6 protein-coding genes are annotated in these 15,691 nt (G+C 61.8%); 2 read left to right on the forward strand and 4 right to left on the reverse strand.

Annotation, left to right across the window (positions count from 1 at the left end):
• Positions 1–34 precede the first annotated feature (34 nt).
• Together BLT86_RS03550 and BLT86_RS03555 are read left to right on the forward strand one after the other, a co-directional pair.
• The gene (locus BLT86_RS03550) at positions 35–11,113 is read left to right on the forward strand and encodes a retention module-containing protein (RefSeq protein ID WP_092374683.1); all 11,079 of its coding nucleotides are present in this window, start codon (positions 35–37) and stop codon (positions 11,111–11,113) included.
• Between the two features lie 151 nt (positions 11,114–11,264).
• Positions 11,265–11,606 (forward strand): hypothetical protein, encoded by a 342-nt coding sequence (locus BLT86_RS03555; RefSeq protein ID WP_017677405.1) that lies wholly within the window; start codon positions 11,265–11,267, stop codon positions 11,604–11,606.
• A 92-nt stretch (positions 11,607–11,698) separates the two neighbouring features.
• On the opposite strand, the gene lapD is transcribed toward BLT86_RS03555, so the two are convergent.
• The 4 genes from lapD to BLT86_RS03575 all read right to left on the reverse strand — a co-directional run bounded on the left by lapD (position 11,699) and on the right by BLT86_RS03575 (position 15,552).
• Positions 11,699–13,645 (reverse strand): cyclic di-GMP receptor LapD, encoded by a 1,947-nt coding sequence (gene lapD / locus BLT86_RS03560; protein WP_092374686.1) that lies wholly within the window; start codon positions 13,643–13,645, stop codon positions 11,699–11,701.
• 12 nt (positions 13,646–13,657) lie between these two features.
• Positions 13,658–14,338, reverse strand: a complete 681-nt coding sequence (gene lapG / locus BLT86_RS03565; RefSeq protein WP_021490006.1) for a cysteine protease LapG — start codon at positions 14,336–14,338, stop codon at positions 13,658–13,660.
• 186 nt (positions 14,339–14,524) lie between these two features.
• Positions 14,525–14,923 (reverse strand): YbaN family protein, encoded by a 399-nt coding sequence (locus tag BLT86_RS03570; protein ID WP_021490005.1) that lies wholly within the window; start codon positions 14,921–14,923, stop codon positions 14,525–14,527.
• Positions 14,924–14,967: 44 nt separating this feature from the next.
• Positions 14,968–15,552 (reverse strand): UPF0149 family protein, encoded by a 585-nt coding sequence (locus BLT86_RS03575; protein ID WP_072424677.1) that lies wholly within the window; start codon positions 15,550–15,552, stop codon positions 14,968–14,970.
• Positions 15,553–15,691: the final 139 nt, after the last annotated feature.

Below are 15,691 nucleotides of genomic sequence, written 5' to 3' on the forward strand. Positions count from 1 at the left end.
GGCGGTGGTCGGCAGCCGTAGTGAGGATGGAATCATGGCTACTCTTATTGGTGTCGTCAGTCAGGTTGTCGGCGAAGTGTTCGCGGTAGCGAGCGATGGATCGCGCCGGCCGATCAGCGAAGGGGACCGGGTCTACGCGGGCGAGCAACTGGTAACCGGCGCTTCGGGCGCGGTGGCCATTGCAATGACCAACGGCCAGCAACTGACGCTTGGGCGCGACAGCAGCATGACGCTTGACGCGCAGATGCTTGCCTACCGCGGCGAATCGCAGCCCCCGGTCGCTGAAACACCTCCCGCCACCCCCAGCGATGCCGACCTCACCGATGTCGAGCGCTTGCAGGCCGCGATCGAAGCCGGTGTCGACCCGACTCTGGAGGGCGAAGCTACTGCCGCTGGGCCGGGTGCTGGCGCTGGCGGAGCGGGTGGCGTAGGGGGCGGGCATTCCTTCGTGCTGCTCGATGAGGTCGGTGGTGCGCTGGATCCGGTGATCGGTTTTCCCACTGAAGGCCTACCCGGTGGACCGGAGTTTCCGGAGGGTGAACCCATCGCTGCCGACGATGCCGTGCCTGCGGTAGATGGCATTCCCACGGGTGGCACAGCCTCCAATGCGGTGGACGAGGATGGCCTGCCTGACGGCATCGTGGGCGGAGTGAACGATCTGGATGGCGAGGCGACGCTGGTCACCGGGGTTCTGGGCTACAGCTTCGGGCCGGACGGGCCGGGCACCTTCACCTGGTCGACTGCCGGTCTGGCGGATCTGGGTATCTCTTCGGGTGGTGTACCGCTGACCTATCAGGTCAGCGCCGACGGTCTTCTCCTGACCGCCTTTGCCGGAGAGTCTGTGGTATTCGAGGTGCTGGTCACCGACCTGTTGACCGGTGCTTATCAGTTCGAGCTCTTCGCTCCGCTGGATCATGCCGCGCCGCCCTTGGGTGAAAGCGACGAGAACGACATCCTCTATCTGTTCAACTACACCATCACCGACGGTAACGGCACCCCGGCAAGTGGCAGTTTGAGCATTCTGATCGACGACGACAGTCCTGAATTGGTCGAGGGTGAGCGTCCGGTCGTCGGAGGCCTGGTGCACGAGGATGCCCTGACGGATATCGGTAACGCCGAGCCCGGCAACCTGCCTGCGCAAACCCATCAGCTGATTGGCGATCCGGGGGCACTGGATGCGCTGGTCAACTTCGGGGCTGATGGGCGCGGTGGCTTCCAGCTGAGTACTGACCCTGAGGCATTGAGCGATCTGCAGGCATTGGCCCTGACTTCGGGTAAGGAGCCGTTGGTCTATTCCGTCGAGGTCTCGGACGATGGCAGCACGAGCACCCTGATAGCGACAGCGGGTGGCGTGCCGGTATTCACGTTGGTGGTGACCAGCGATGGTGGGTATGTCTTCACCCTGTCGGGGCCGATCGATCATCCACGCAAGGATGGAGATGACAGCGAGCTGTTGGGCGACAAGGATCTCGCGCTGGACTTCTCCAAGCTGCTGATCGCCACCGACTACGATGGTGACGCGGTGCCAGGCGGCTTCAACCCTGGCAGCTTCGTGATCGATGTGGAAGATGATGTGCCCGTGTTGGTGGAAGACGGGGTCAAACACTGCCTGACCATCACGTATCAGGGCGGTGATGCCTCGTACCTCAACAGCTACGGCTATTACATCAAAGGCCCCGATGGTGAGCCGATTAGCGGTCAGATCATCTGGGGCGACACCAGCGGCCTGGCTGAGGGAGACTCGATCACCCTTCATGGCCTCGACCCGAGCCAGGTTGGTTTCTTCATCATTCCCAATGGGGGGTTGAACGGTGCTGCCAGTAACACCGAGGTAACCTTCCAGATTGTGGATGGACAGTGGAAGGCCTTCATCGGCGATACACCCATCGATGGGGCCGGTGGCGCTCACGTTCTGTTCAGCGACCCAACGCTGAATCCCGGTGGCAAGTCCCATGTTGACGACAATACCGCGCCGGGCAACCAGAACTGGGAGGATGTCAACGACGGCAACAGTGACAACGACTACAACGACGTCAACATCCAGGTGGCATGGACCACCAAGGCGCCCGTTGGCGGCACCGTGCACGAAGACCAACTGGAGACGCCTTATCCCGGTAATCCTGAAGCTGGTCAGCGCCTGGTGATCAGCACGGAGGGTGGCGCTGGTAGTTTGATGGCGCTGGTGTCCTTCGGGGCTGACGGCCCGGGTGTATTCGGTCTGGTAAGCAGCGATACGGTGGCAGAGGTACTGGGTGCCCAGGGCCTGACTTCTGGAGGTCAGCCGCTGCTCTACAGCATCACCACGACCACGGATCTTGACGGCAACCTGCTGAGCACCACGCTAACTGCGACAGCTGCCGCTGAGGTTGGCGGCTATTCTGTATTCACCCTGGTAATCAACGCCGATGGCAGCTTCAGCTTCGAGTTGCAGGGACCGATCGACCATCCTCGCGACGATGGCGACGATAACGAGCTGTGGTCGAGCGAAGGCGGTATCGGCCTCGACTTCACTCAGCTGTTCACCGCTACTGATGGCGACGGCGACCCACTACAACTGCCCGAAGGCGCGAAAGGCCTGTTCGTCATCAATATTCAGGATGACGTGCCGTTGCCGGCCCAGCCCAATCCGCAGCAGCCGGTGGTTGGCGGGTTGGTACATGAAGATGCCCTGGGTACCGGCAATGCCGAGCCCGGCAGTGAGCCTGAACAGACCCTCACGGTTGAGGGGGGTATCGGCACTTTGGATGTACTGGTCAACTTCGGCGCCGATGGTCGTGGTGGTTTCCACCTGAGCCAGGAGCCCAGTGCGCTGTCAGGACTGCAGGCACTTGGCTTGAGCTCCGGCGGTGTTGCGCTGTTCTACGTCGTCTCTACGGATGGCACTACGCTCACCGCGACGGCTGGTAACGGTGGCAGCGAGGTCTTTAGCCTCGTGGTGAATAGCGATGGTAGCTACCTGTTCACGCTCAAGGGCGCGTTGGACCATGAGGAGGAGGATGGTGTCGACTCCGAAACCCTTGGCGACAACAGCCTGGCGCTGGATTTCTCTGGCCTACTGATCGCCACCGATCGTGATGGTGATCCGATCGCCGATGGTTTTGCCAGCGGTAGCTTTGTCATCGACGTCGAGGATGATGTGCCGACCTTGAAACCTGTCGATCCGCAGCAGCCTGCGCTCGGCGGTACGGTGCACGAAGATCTTTTGACCAGCCCGAACTCCGGCAACCCGGATGGCGGTACTCAAACGCTGGTAGTCAGCACCGAGGGTGGTGCCGGTACATTGGCTTCGCTGGTCTCTTTTGGCGCGGATGGTCCCGGTGCTTTCGGGTTGGTCAACAGCGGTGACGCCACTGCGTTGCTTGACGCTCAGGGGCTGACCTCGGGCGGAGAAAGTCTGCTCTATGACGTGGTTGAGACCCGCGTCGACGGCAAGCTTGTCAGTACCACCTTGACAGCGGTTTCCGCCGACAGCCTGGGCAACTACTCGGTGTTTACATTGACGGTAAATGCCGATGGTAGTTTCCACTTCGAACTGCAGGGCCCGATAGACCATCCCGAGCAGAGCGACAACGACAGTGAGCTGTGGTCTTCCGATGGCGTATTCGGTATCGACTTCACTCAGCTGTTTACCGCCACCGATGGTGACGGTGACCCGCTGCAACTGCCGGAGGGCACCAGCGGCCTGTTCGTCATCAATATTGAAGACGATGTGCCTGAGCTGGTCGTCAGCGAGCCGGACTACTGCCTGACGCTGACCTATAAAGGCGGCGATGCGGCGATGTTCAATAGCTACGGCTATTACATCAAGAACGCAGATGGTACGCCGGCCAGCGGCGAGATCATCTGGAGCAATACACGTTTCCTTGGGGTTGGTACTACCACCACCTTGGAAGGGCTCAATCCCGATAGCGTCGGCTTTTTCATCATTCCCAATGGCGCCTTCAATGGTGTCAGTAACGGTACCGAGGTCACGTTCCAACTGGTCGATGGACAGTGGCAGGCCTTTGTCGGCGGTAGCGCACTCAATGGTGCCGGCGGCGCGCAGGTTGTCTTCGACAACCCGGCGCTCAACCCCAATGGCAAATCCCATGTCGAGGACAACGCCGCGCCCGGCAACCAGAACTGGGAGGATATCAACAGCGCCAGCGCCAGCGATAACGACTACAACGATGTCAATATCCAGGCCACCTGGACGGTCAAGACGCCTGCACCGGTAGGCGGTACGGTACATGAGGACAAGCTGACCGATCCCCATCAGGGCAACCCGGATGGTCCTGGCCAGACGTTGGTGATCAGCACTGCGACGGGCGCGGCCAGTTTGCTCTCGCTGGTTGCCTTCGGTGCCGATGGGCCCGGCGATTTCAGCCTGGTGGAGGAGGGTAGCGCCGCCGAGTTGCTGAACGCCCAGGGGCTGACGTCCGGCGGTGAGCCGCTCGACTACAAGGTCACCCAGGAGCTCGATGACGATGGCAATCTGGTCAGCACCACGCTTATTGCGACGGGCACGGCTGCAGGCGGTTATCCGGTATTCACCCTGGTGGTGGAGGCTAACGGTGACTTCACCTTTAGTCTGCAGGGGCCAATCGACCATCCGCTGAAAAATGGTGACGATAACGAGCTCTGGTCGTCGGACGGTGCCTTTGGCATCGACTTCACCCAGTTGCTGGCGATCACCGATGGCGATGGCGACCCGCTGCAGATGCCGCAGGGGGCTGGCGGCCTGTTCGTGATCAATATCGAGGACGATGTGCCGACCCTGAGTCTAGGGGTCAATAAGCAAGCGTTGGTTCAGCTGGAAGTGGCGCTGGACGAAACCCGTGGCAATCATGATCGTTACGCCACCAACGATAACCAGAGCCAGGGCTACGTGAACGACGACAATGGCGCGTTGGCCAAGGTCACCACTGAGCTTGCTGGCGGCTTGACCTCGCTGTTCACCATCGGTGGGGCAGCCGGGGCTGATGGCGAGGCTTCGCTCAGCGGTACGCTGAGCTTCTCCGGGGTGCCGCCCCAGGGGCTGACCACCACCTTGTCGGCCACCAATGGCGGTGCCATCCGTCTGTTCGTCGACCCGGCCAACAGCCAGGTGGTCAGAGGTGTCGATGCCACTGGCGATACGGTCTTCACCATCGCCATCGTCACTGTCGATGGGCAACCGCAACTGCAGACCACGCTGTTCGAAGCGATCCGTCATCCGGACAACGATCAGCGCTTTGACGAGGCGGTCGATCTGTTGATCAAACACCAGGGCTCGTTGCAGCTGCAGTATCAGGTTACCCGTGTCGACGGTGATGGTGACGCGGTGACCCGTACCGCGAAGGTCGAGCTTGCTGGCGGCAATTCGTCCTACTTCTCCTTCCAGGACGACGGCCCGAAAATCATCAAGTTCGAGCTGGGTCACAGCGTCAAGCTATACGTCGACGAATCCGTTGGCAAAGGTGGTTCCAGCCAGAACGAACCCGGCCAGGCGGCGCCGAATGACGAGCAGGGCCACGGCAATGTGCTGGGTTACGCCCGGATCAATGGCGAGAAGCTGTTCAAGCTGATCGCCGATGGTGGTTCGGATGGCCTGGACAGTGGCCGTACCCGCTTCTCCCTGACCCTTGCCAGCAATGGCGTGGACTCCGGGCTGAATGCCACGGCCGGTGGCGACATCCTGCTGTACAAGGAGGCCGATGGCAGCATCCTGGGTAAAGCCAACGGCGTTACGGTGTTCAAGATCAGCGTCAATGCCGCTGACGGTAGCGTGACCCTGGTGCAGTACAAGGCCATCGTCCACGACGATACCAGCAGCCATGACGAGCTGGCGCTGCTCAAGGATGGCGTGCTGAAACTGAACGTGACGGTCTACGACAAGGACGGCGACCCGCAGAGCGCCAGCCTGGATCTGGGCAAGGTGGTCGGCTTCGAGGACGACGGCCCGAAAATCACCAAGTTCGAGCTGCAGCACGGCACCAAGCTGTACGTCGACGAATCGGTGGGCAGCACAGGTTCCAGCCAGAACGAGAATGGCTATGTCGCGCCGAACGATGAGCAAGGCCATGGTGATGTGCTCGGCTATGCCAGCATCGACGGCAAGGATCTGTTCAAGCTCACGGTGGATGCCGGTTCGGATGGCCAAGACACGTCGCGTACCCGTTTCGAGTTGAATCTGAGCCAGGACGGCGTCGACTCTGGGCTGGATGCTACAGCCGGCGGTGATATTCGCCTGTACAAGGATGCCGACGGCAACGTGCTGGGTGTGGCCAACGGCGTCACGGTATTCAAGGTCAGCGTCAATGCCGGCAGTGGCAATGTGACCCTCGTGCAATACGAGGCCATCGCCCATGGCAATACCAGCAATCATGACGAGCTGGCGTTGATTCGCGCCGGTGTGCTGAAGCTCGGCGTGACCGTCTATGACAAGGATGGCGACTCTCACAGTGCCAGTCTGGATCTGGGCAAGGTAGTCGGCTTCGAGGACGATGGTCCCTCCGCAGGCATCACCAATGCCGCCTACGCGCTGGACGATGAAGGCCTGCCCAATGGCATCAATGGTGGTGAGGGCGACGTGACAGGGGCGAACACCACGGTCTCCGGCACGCTGGTATTCGACGCCGGCTCCGATGGTCTGCGTGGCATCTCCCTGTCCGGGCCGAGCGTATTGGGCACCGAGAACGTCACCTCGACCTGGAACGCCGACAGCAAAACGCTGACCATCAGCAGTGCCGCGCGCGGCACGCTGGTGACCGTGGTGTTGACCGATCCGGCGCTCGGCAAGTACGAGCTGGAGTTGCATCAACCCCTGATGCATCCGGCTGGCCAGGACGAAAACGACATCAAACTGCAGATCGGCTACACCGTGACCGACGGTGATGGTGATACCGCCGTGGGCAAGCTGGTGGTCACCGTCGACGATGACACCCCGACCATCCAGGCCATGCAGCCGGGCTTCGAGTCGCAGGCCACCTTCCTCGGCAGCGATGCCGGCTATCACAACAGCTACGGTTATTACTCGCGAGATGCCGAGGGCAATCCATCGGTGGGCAAGGTGATCTGGGCTGATGTGAAGGCGCAGGCGACAGGAGTCACCTTCGATCTGGATGGGCTCGACCCGAGTGAGGTTGGTTTCTTCATCATCCCCAATGGCGCCGCCAATGTTGGTTTGAGCAATGGCGCCGAGCTGACCTTCCAGCAGGACGCTGATGGTAACTGGCAGGCCTTGCTGGGTGGGGTGCCACTGACCGGTGCTGGCGGTGCCAACGTGCTGTTCGACCGTGCCGAGTTCAACCCGGGCGGCTCGCACCTGCAGGATAACGCCGAACCGGGCAACCAGAACTGGGAGGACCTCACTGACGCTCCCGACTACGACTACAACGACGTCAACACCAACGTTACCTGGGGCATGCCGCTGCAGGTGGACGAGACTTATCTGGGTACGCCGGATGCGACGGTCAGCCGTAACTTCAGCTCGGCCTTCAACGCCGAGTATGGTGCCGACGGCCCTGGTTCGCTGGCCTACGCGCTGGTGATCAAATCGCCGGATTCCGGGCTGGTCGATACCGAGAGCGATGAAGCGGTCAAGCTGGTGTTCAACGGCTCGGTGCTCGAAGGTCGCACCGAAACCGGTAACGAGCTGGTCTTCACCCTGAGCGTCGACGCCGCAGGACTGGTGACCCTGACGCAACTGAGGGCCGTGGTTCATCCCACTGCCCAGCCTGATGAACTGCATCTGCTGGGCAGTGACAAGATCGGACTGCAGGCCACCATTACCGATGCCGACGGTGATCAGGCCTCGGCCAGCATCGACCTGGGCCAGGTGCTGGGCTTCCGTGATGACGCACCCATGGCGGTCAATGATGAAATTGCCGGTGAGGTCTCACGTACGGCAGTCGATCAGGTTGTCGGCAACATCAACGACCTCACCGGTAACGACAGCTTTGGCAACGATGGCAGGGCTAGCGTCTCGCCGGTGCAGATCATCGGCCAGGGCAGCCAGGGCGGTACGCTGGTCATCGATACCAGCGGCAATCTGGTCTACAGCGCTGGCAGTGGGGCCAGCGCCGGTACGGAGGTGTTCACCTATCAGATCACCGACGGCGATGGCGACGTTTCCACGGCCACTGTGACCCTCTCGCTCGGTGGCAACGACCCGGTCGGTGGTCAGGCTTCCGGCAGCGTCGACGAGGATGGCTTGACCCATGGGCTGGCCGGAGGCCCCAACGACCTGGCTGGCGAAGCCACCACGGCCAGTGGGGCGCTCGGTTATCAGGTGGACAGCTTCGGTGGTTTCGCCTGGGATGCCAGTGGTCTTGGCAGCCTGTCTTCAGGCGGTTCGGCGCTCAACTATCAGCTCAGTGCAGATGGCAAGACGCTGAGTGCGTTCGATGCCGGTGGCAATCCGGTCTTCACCCTTAGCCTGACCAACTCGGAGACCGGGCAATACAGCTTCAAGCTGTTCAAGCCGCTCGATCATCCGGCGCCGGACGTCGATGGTACGGCAGACGAGAACGACCTGAACCTGGCCTTCTCCTACAAGGTCTGGGACTCCTCTGCGCCTTCGGCTCCGGCCACGGGTAGCCTGACGATCACGGTGGATGACGACTCGCCGGCCACGCCCGACGACATCGCCAAGTCTGCCAGCGAGCCGCAAGGCATCCAGACCAACCTGATGGTAGTGCTGGATCTGTCCGGCAGCATGGACGAAGCGCCGTCGGGTGTCAGCGGGTTCAGCAGCAAGCTGGCGCTGGCCAAGGATGCCGTGCAGCGTCTGATCGACAGCTACGACAACCTCGGTGACGTGATGGTGCGCATCGTGACCTTCGCCAACAGCGCGAGTGCTGTGGGCAATGTCTGGATGAGCGCCGTCGATGCCAAGGCCTGGCTCACCGACCTGGCCAACAACGCCGGCAACGGTTCGACCAACTATGACGATGCGCTGATCAAGGCGATGAATGCCTACGATTCGTCCGGCAAGCTCACCGGCGCAGGGGTACAGAACGTTTCCTACTTCCTCTCCGACGGCCAGCCGACGCTGTCCAACGCCAACCCAGGTAGTAACAACAGTGGCAGCCAGTACAACCCGGAACTGGGCGATGGCATCGGCGCCAGCGAGGAGGCGGACTGGATCGCCTTCCTCACGGCCAAGGACATCAAGTCCTATGCGCTGGGTATGGGGCTGGGCAGCGACCTCGACAAGACCCTGCTCAACCCCATCGCCTATGACGGCCAGACGGGCGTCAACACCGATGGCATCCTGGTCTCCAACCTCAACCAGCTCAACGACACTCTGCAGGGTACGGTGACGGGTACGGTGATCTCCGGCAACCTGATCAGCGAAGGCAGCAATGGTTTCGGTGCCGATGGCCCGGGTCTGCAGCCGATTGCTGCGATCACCCACAACGGTGTCACGTATACCAGCGAGTCGGCTGCCTACGATCCCGCGAGCCATACGCTGACCTTCACCACCGCGGGTGGCGGCTCGTTCAGTGTCAACCTGGTCACCGGGGCTTACACCTACAACTTCAACGACGATGTCGCCGAGGATGTGACGGATACCATCCGCTACACCCTGATCGATCGCGATGGCGATGCGGTGTCTGCCGACCTGAAGCTGACCATCACCGACAGCAGCGAGGTCTATGCCTACGACAACTACAACCAGGCCATCGTCGGGCAGAAATGGGTCACGCCCGACCCGGTAACCAAGGTGCTGGCGGACTTTTCCAGTACCAGCAATCAGGCCTCGTCCGGGCCCAACTACAACCCCTGGATATTCGATACCACCGACAACGGCAACGTGAGTGGCAATGAAACCACGGTGATCACGCAGGCCGATGTCATGGCCGTGGCAGGCAGCAAATGGGGCGTTACCGCTGTCAATTCCTCTAATGGCGTCAGCGTGCAGGGTAATGCCTTGCAGCTCGTCGACAGTGATCGTAGCGCCGGTGTCAGCACCAAGGCTGCAACACCGACCTTCGAGGTGGCCGAGGGCAACACGGCCAAGGTCTCCTTCGACTTGGGCAGCATCAGCAACTTCAGCAGCAGCGGCTCGGGAGACCAGTTCACCTGGACGTTGTACAAGCAGAACGGCAGTGCCTGGACGCTGGTGCAGAGCGGCACCCATGCATCCAGTAACTCGACTACCGTCACCAGCAACAGCGTGGGCGAGGGTACTTATCGTCTCTACTTCGAGGTCAATGATCGCACCAACAACAGCAGCAGCTTCCGTGTCCGGGTGGACAACATCACCCTGATCACCGTTGCAGCCGCGATGCTGGTCGACACTGCCACGGCGGTGGCGGGCAACGTGCTGACCGATGCCAACAACTACCTCTACAGCGACCATCCATGGGGTGCGGTGGATAGCAAGGGTAGCGAGGGGGCGACGCTCAGCGTGCTGGATAACGGCAGCTTCGTGGCCGTGAGCACCTCGAAGACCATCGACGGGCAGTGGGGCAGCTTGCTGTTGCACAGCGACGGTTTCTACACCTACACACCGGATCCCGACTACGCCAACCTGGGCAAGGAAGATGTCTTCACCTACCAGTTGACCCAGCCTGATGGCGACGTCAGCACGGCGCGTCTGGTGGTCGGTATCGGCTCCAGCGTTGCAGTGCAGCCCAATGTGGTGATGGGCCATGAGGCGCTCAACGACACCTTGCTGGGCAGCGAAGGCAGTGATGTGCTGCTGGGTTTGGGTGGCAACGATACGCTGCATGGGCTGGGTGGCAATGATCGTCTGGAGGGCGGTGATGGTAATGACACCCTGATCGGCGGCAAGGGCAACGACATCCTCATTGGCGGTGCAGGCAACGACACCTTCGTGTGGAACGCCGATGATCGTGGCGGCAACTACCACGATATCGTCAAGGACTTCGGCAATGGCGCGGACAAGCTGGATCTGTCGCAGCTTTTGGTGGGTGTCAGCGATCCAGCCAGTGCTGATGTGTTGACCCAATACCTGAGCTTCGACTTCGTCAGCGATCCGGGTAGTACGGTGATCAACATCGCCAGCGCCGGAGGTGGCGCGCCGGTGGATCAGACCATCACTCTGGAGAACACCATCCTTTCCGGTGGCAACACTGCAGATATCATCCAGGGCATGCTGGACCAGAATCAGCTGGTCGCCTGAGGTGTGAGGGAGGCCGTCAGCGCTGCGCTGGCGGCCTCTCAAGAAAAGGGAAATGCTTATCAGAGTTTCCTTAGTTGGAGCACTCAACTAGAGTAAGCCCGCTACCCGTTCCGAGTAGCGGGCTTTTTTATGGCGTTTGCTGGAGGCAGCGATGGTTTACGTACAGCGCGACGCGGCCGGGCGTTTGTTGCGAGTCGAACATGAGCCCTTTGAGGGTATGACGGAAAACCTGGCTGTCGAGAGCGAGGAGCTACACAGCTGGCTTGAGGCCAAGGAAGAGGTCAAGGCGCGCCTGGACAGCCTGAAACAGTCTGACCTGGAGCTCGTGCGCGTGCTGGAAGACGTGGTCAGCGTGCTGGTCGAACGAGGCGTTATTCGTTACACCGACCTGCCCGAGGCCGCACGCCAGAAGCTCGATCAGCGTGCCATCGCCCGTGCCGAAATCGAGGGGCTCAGCGGCCTGCTTGGCGACGACGAGCACAATCTGGTTTAGAACCCCGCCTTTGTAGGAGCCGCGCCCCGCGGCGAAGCGGCCGGTGCGACACCCGTAATCTTCAGAAATTACCCCCGGCGGGGCTCCTGCAGTTATTGCTTGCCCCAGGGCGCCGGTGCGCCGATCAGACGGCCCATGGCACCGTGGATGCCCAGTTCGGTCAGCACTGTGAGCTCCTCTTCGGTTTCCACCATCTCGGCGATCAGCGGCAGGTCGATGCTGTTGGTGGCGCGGAAGATCGCTTCGATGAACAGCCGCTTGTCGCTCTCCTGGTCGATGGCCCGGATATAGGTGCCATCGATCTTCAGGTACGCCAGGCCCAGGTGGGTGAGATTGCCAATCAGGCTGAAGCGCCCACCAAAATGCTGCAGGCCCAGGTTGAAACCCGCCTCACGAATCGCCTGGCTCAGCGCTTCCAGCTCGGCGGGTGGCGGCAGGTGGCGTTCGTCGATTTCCAGCGTCATCAGGTGCGCTACGTCTTTATGACTGTTCAGCGCATCGAGCAGGCGCGCTTTATCCTGGTCATTGCGCAGGGTCGCGGCAGACAGGCTCAGCGCCAGTGGGTGAGGATGTTGCGCCAGGTGCTCCAGGCTGTGTTCGAGCATCGCCAGATCGAAGCGCGCAGCCCAGCCCAGGCGCTCGATCCAGGGCAGGAAGCGCCCGGCCGTGATGGCTTCACCGGCTGGATCGAGCAGGCGTGCGAGGACCTTGTGCTGCATGAGCCTGCCCGTCGCGCATTCGGCTACAGGCTGGAAATACAACTGCAATTTTCCCTGGCTCAGCGCCTCGTCGATCCAGCCGCGCCAGTCGTGCAGGCCCTGAGTGGTCTGGGCGGTGAAGTCGTCGAGGCGTTCCCAGCACCTGTCGGTGTTGCTCTGTGCCTGAGCCAGTGCCTGATCGGCGCGACTCAGCACTGCCGCGCTCTGTTCGCCGGGGCGAAAGGCGGCAATACCGATATGTGCAACGGGATCGCAGTCACTGGCACCGGTCTGCTTCAGGCTGTTCAGGGCTTCGCTGAGCTCGCTGGCCAGGCGCTCTGCGTCTTCGCCATTGAGGCCGGGTGCAAGCAGCGTGAACTCGCCGCCGCGGTTGCGTGAGGCCAGCCATTGGCTGCGCCCCGGTAACGCCAGCAGTTGTTTGAGTTGATCGCCCAGCGCGGCGATCAGCGCGTCGGTACGCTGGCCGCCGAGACGCTGGTTGAGACCGCCCAGGTCGTTGAGGCGCAGCAGCAGCAGGTAGCCATCAGGATGCTGCTCGTTGATCACCAACTGGTTGCTCAGGCGTATGTCGAACTGGCGGCGGTTGGCCAGGCCGGTGAGGCTGTCCTGATAGGCCTCCTCGCGCAGTTTCTCGCTGCGCGCGGCCTCTTCGGCGAACAGGGTCTTGAGCTTGTCGACCATCTGGTTCATTGCCAGCACCACCCGCTTGAGCTCTGGCGTGCGTGGCACACGGGGCAGGGTGAGAAATTCGCGGCGGCTGATGGCTTGCGCCTGCTGCACCATGTTGTCCAGCGGCCGCAGCTGGGTACGCAGCAGCCAGCCACCGAGCACGGCACTGACCAGGCCGCACAGCAGCAGCCAGAACAGGCTGCCGAGGGCGCTGTCCCACAGTTTGGCCAGGGCGAACTGTGGATGGCTGAGCACCTCGACCCTTGCGGCCTGCTCCCAGCCGCGCATGATCAGCGCATCGCCACCCTGGGGCTGCAGATCGACCAGGTCGACGAACCAGCCGGGCACGTTCTCGGGCCTGATCTCGGTGGCGCGTTCGACGATCACGCTGTCGTCGGCGATGCGCACCACGCGGATGCTGGCGAAGTAGCCACTGTCGAAGATCGAACTGACCATCAGCTCGATCATCGCCGGGTCGTCCACATGCGGCGTCATCGACAGCCCCAGCGCCGTGGCGGCGTCCTGGGCGTGCGAGCGCAGCTGGCTGATCAACTGTTCACGCGAGCTCTCCACCCCGGCGATGAAACTGCCGGTGAAGGCCACCACCAGAAACAGGCAGATGGCGAGAAACAGTTGCTTTAGTAACGACATGGCTTTTTCCTCCTAGCCTTCGCCAATGGCGAAGCCCTCCGCGCGCATTTTTTTCAGGATGTCCTGCCAGCGAGAGAGCTTCTTGGTGTCGCTCTTGCGTGTGTTGGAGCCTGCGAGGTAGAGGCCTTCGGCATTGAAGGCGTACACCGGCAGCAGGTCCTTGCGTTGCGAGGCAGGGCGGATGTCGTTGATCAGGTTGTCCAGCACCAGTGGCTCGGCGCTAGGGCTGGCGTAATAGGTCAGCACCATGTGCGCCTGGTTGTAGTTCAGCGCCTTGACGTAGGTGATGCGCAGCTTTTCGCTGGGGATGCCGAGGCGGCGCAGGGTGAAGTACTTGGCGATGGAGTAGTCCTCGCAATCGCCGGCGCCCTTGATCAGCATTTCTACTGGGGTGGCCCAGTAGTCGTTCTCGCGCCAGAGCTGAATGTCGTCGACGAAGCGGATGGTGCGGTTGAAGAAGCGATTGACCTCATTGAGCTTGTCCGCCTCGTTCAGGCTGGTGCTGCTCTTGATCAACTCTTCCCAGTCGAGAATGCGTTTGCGTGCAGGGCCGAGGTTGCCGTAGCGGTTTTCCGCATTCTTCACGATCACGGCGAAGTCCCAATCGGCTACTGCCAGCGCGGCCAGCAGCCCGCCGCCAATCCACAGGATCAGCAGCCGCCACCGCCATCCCTGAACGCGCAGCCGTCGCATGGGGTCGTGGTCTCCAGGCTCGATTGGCAGAGTCTAGGTGAGGTGTCGGCTTTTTGCCGGCCGCTTCGTCACTGTAAGAAAGCAGCGTCAAAAGCTTGTCGAGAAAGTGACTGGCTCCCGTAGCCCGGATGCAATCCGGGGGACTCCCGCTGAGCTGTCGGATAGCATCCGGGCTGCGCAGAGCGCTCAGGGATTGGGCAGGGTCTTCTGCTTGAGGATATACAGGCTGACCAGCGCCGCACTGCTGAGCATGAACACGCGCGCCCAGGGCATGGGCACCAGATAGCAGGAGAAGCTGATGCTGGCCCACATCAGCACCAGGGCGTAGACCTTGCCCTTGAGTGGGATGCCCTGGCCTTCGAGGTAGTCGCGAATCCACGGCCCCAGGCGCGGGTGGGTGACCAGCCAGAGGTAGAAACGCCGTGAGCTGCGCACGAAGCAGGCCGCCGCCAGGAGCAGGAATGGCGTGGTCGGCAGTACGGGCAGGAAGATGCCGATGACCCCGAGTGCCACGCTCAACCAGCCGATGGTCAGCAGCAGGTAACGGACACTGCGATGGCGGCTTGGCTGGATGTCACGCGGCATGGGCGGGTCTTGGCGGCAGCCGGGGCGTGCCCCGGCTCATGGGGTCAGTGGCGAGGCTTGAGCAGTGCGGGTTTTTCTTCCGGAGCCTGGCACAGCAGGAAGAGGGCGGTCAGCAGCTCGGGAATCTGGTCGATCATGCTGTCCACCAGGTCGCGGTCGCGGGCGATCTCGGCAAATTCGGCCTGTTCGTCGAACAGACCCGAGCCGACCATGATCGGCAGCAGCAACTCGCTGACTTCGTCTTCGGCATCTTCGAACCACACCGCTTCACGCAGGAACACGCCTTCCATGAAGCCGATGCACCAGCCGCGCAGGTCGGAGTCATCCGGTTCGTCACCGAGATCCAGATCGCACGGCAACTCGGGCTCTTCCTCGCCGGCCAGCTGACGCGCGATATGCGCCTTGAGATGGATCAGCGTGCTTTCGATCTCTTCGCGTTCGGCGTCGCTGCGGTAGTGCGGTGGCTCGGCGAACAGCGCATCGATCCACTCACGCTCCGGTACCTGATCCGGGCAGATCGCCAGGGCGGTCAGGTAGCCATGCGCGGCCACGTAGTCCAACGCCTCTTCGTGCAACTCATCGGCATCGAGAAAGGCTTGCAGGCGGGACAGTTGCTCAGCGAAGGACATCGTGGGGTTACCTTGAGGCTTAGGGGATAAACGAGGATGGATTCTAGTTCACCGCTGCCTCTGCGACCAGCACGGGCGCTCTACTAACGGCGATTGAGCGGCTTCGGACGGGTAGGCGCCCTGTTGCCTGCGATCCTGC

Source organism: Pseudomonas sihuiensis (genome assembly GCF_900106015.1).
GTDB lineage: Bacteria > Pseudomonadota > Gammaproteobacteria > Pseudomonadales > Pseudomonadaceae > Aquipseudomonas > Aquipseudomonas sihuiensis.

What these genes read in the sequence shown, in the direction of transcription:
- BLT86_RS03550 (WP_092374683.1), top strand. Translation starts at nt 35, where the DNA reads ATGGCTACTCTTATTGGTGTCGTCAGTCAGGTTGTCGGCGAAGTGTTC.
- BLT86_RS03555 (WP_017677405.1), top strand. Translation starts at nt 11,265, where the DNA reads ATGGTTTACGTACAGCGCGACGCGGCCGGGCGTTTGTTGCGAGTCGAA.
- lapD (WP_092374686.1), bottom strand. Translation starts at nt 13,645, where the DNA reads ATGTCGTTACTAAAGCAACTGTTTCTCGCCATCTGCCTGTTTCTGGTG.
- lapG (WP_021490006.1), bottom strand. Translation starts at nt 14,338, where the DNA reads ATGCGACGGCTGCGCGTTCAGGGATGGCGGTGGCGGCTGCTGATCCTG.
- BLT86_RS03570 (WP_021490005.1), bottom strand. Translation starts at nt 14,923, where the DNA reads ATGCCGCGTGACATCCAGCCAAGCCGCCATCGCAGTGTCCGTTACCTG.
- BLT86_RS03575 (WP_072424677.1), bottom strand. Translation starts at nt 15,552, where the DNA reads ATGTCCTTCGCTGAGCAACTGTCCCGCCTGCAAGCCTTTCTCGATGCC.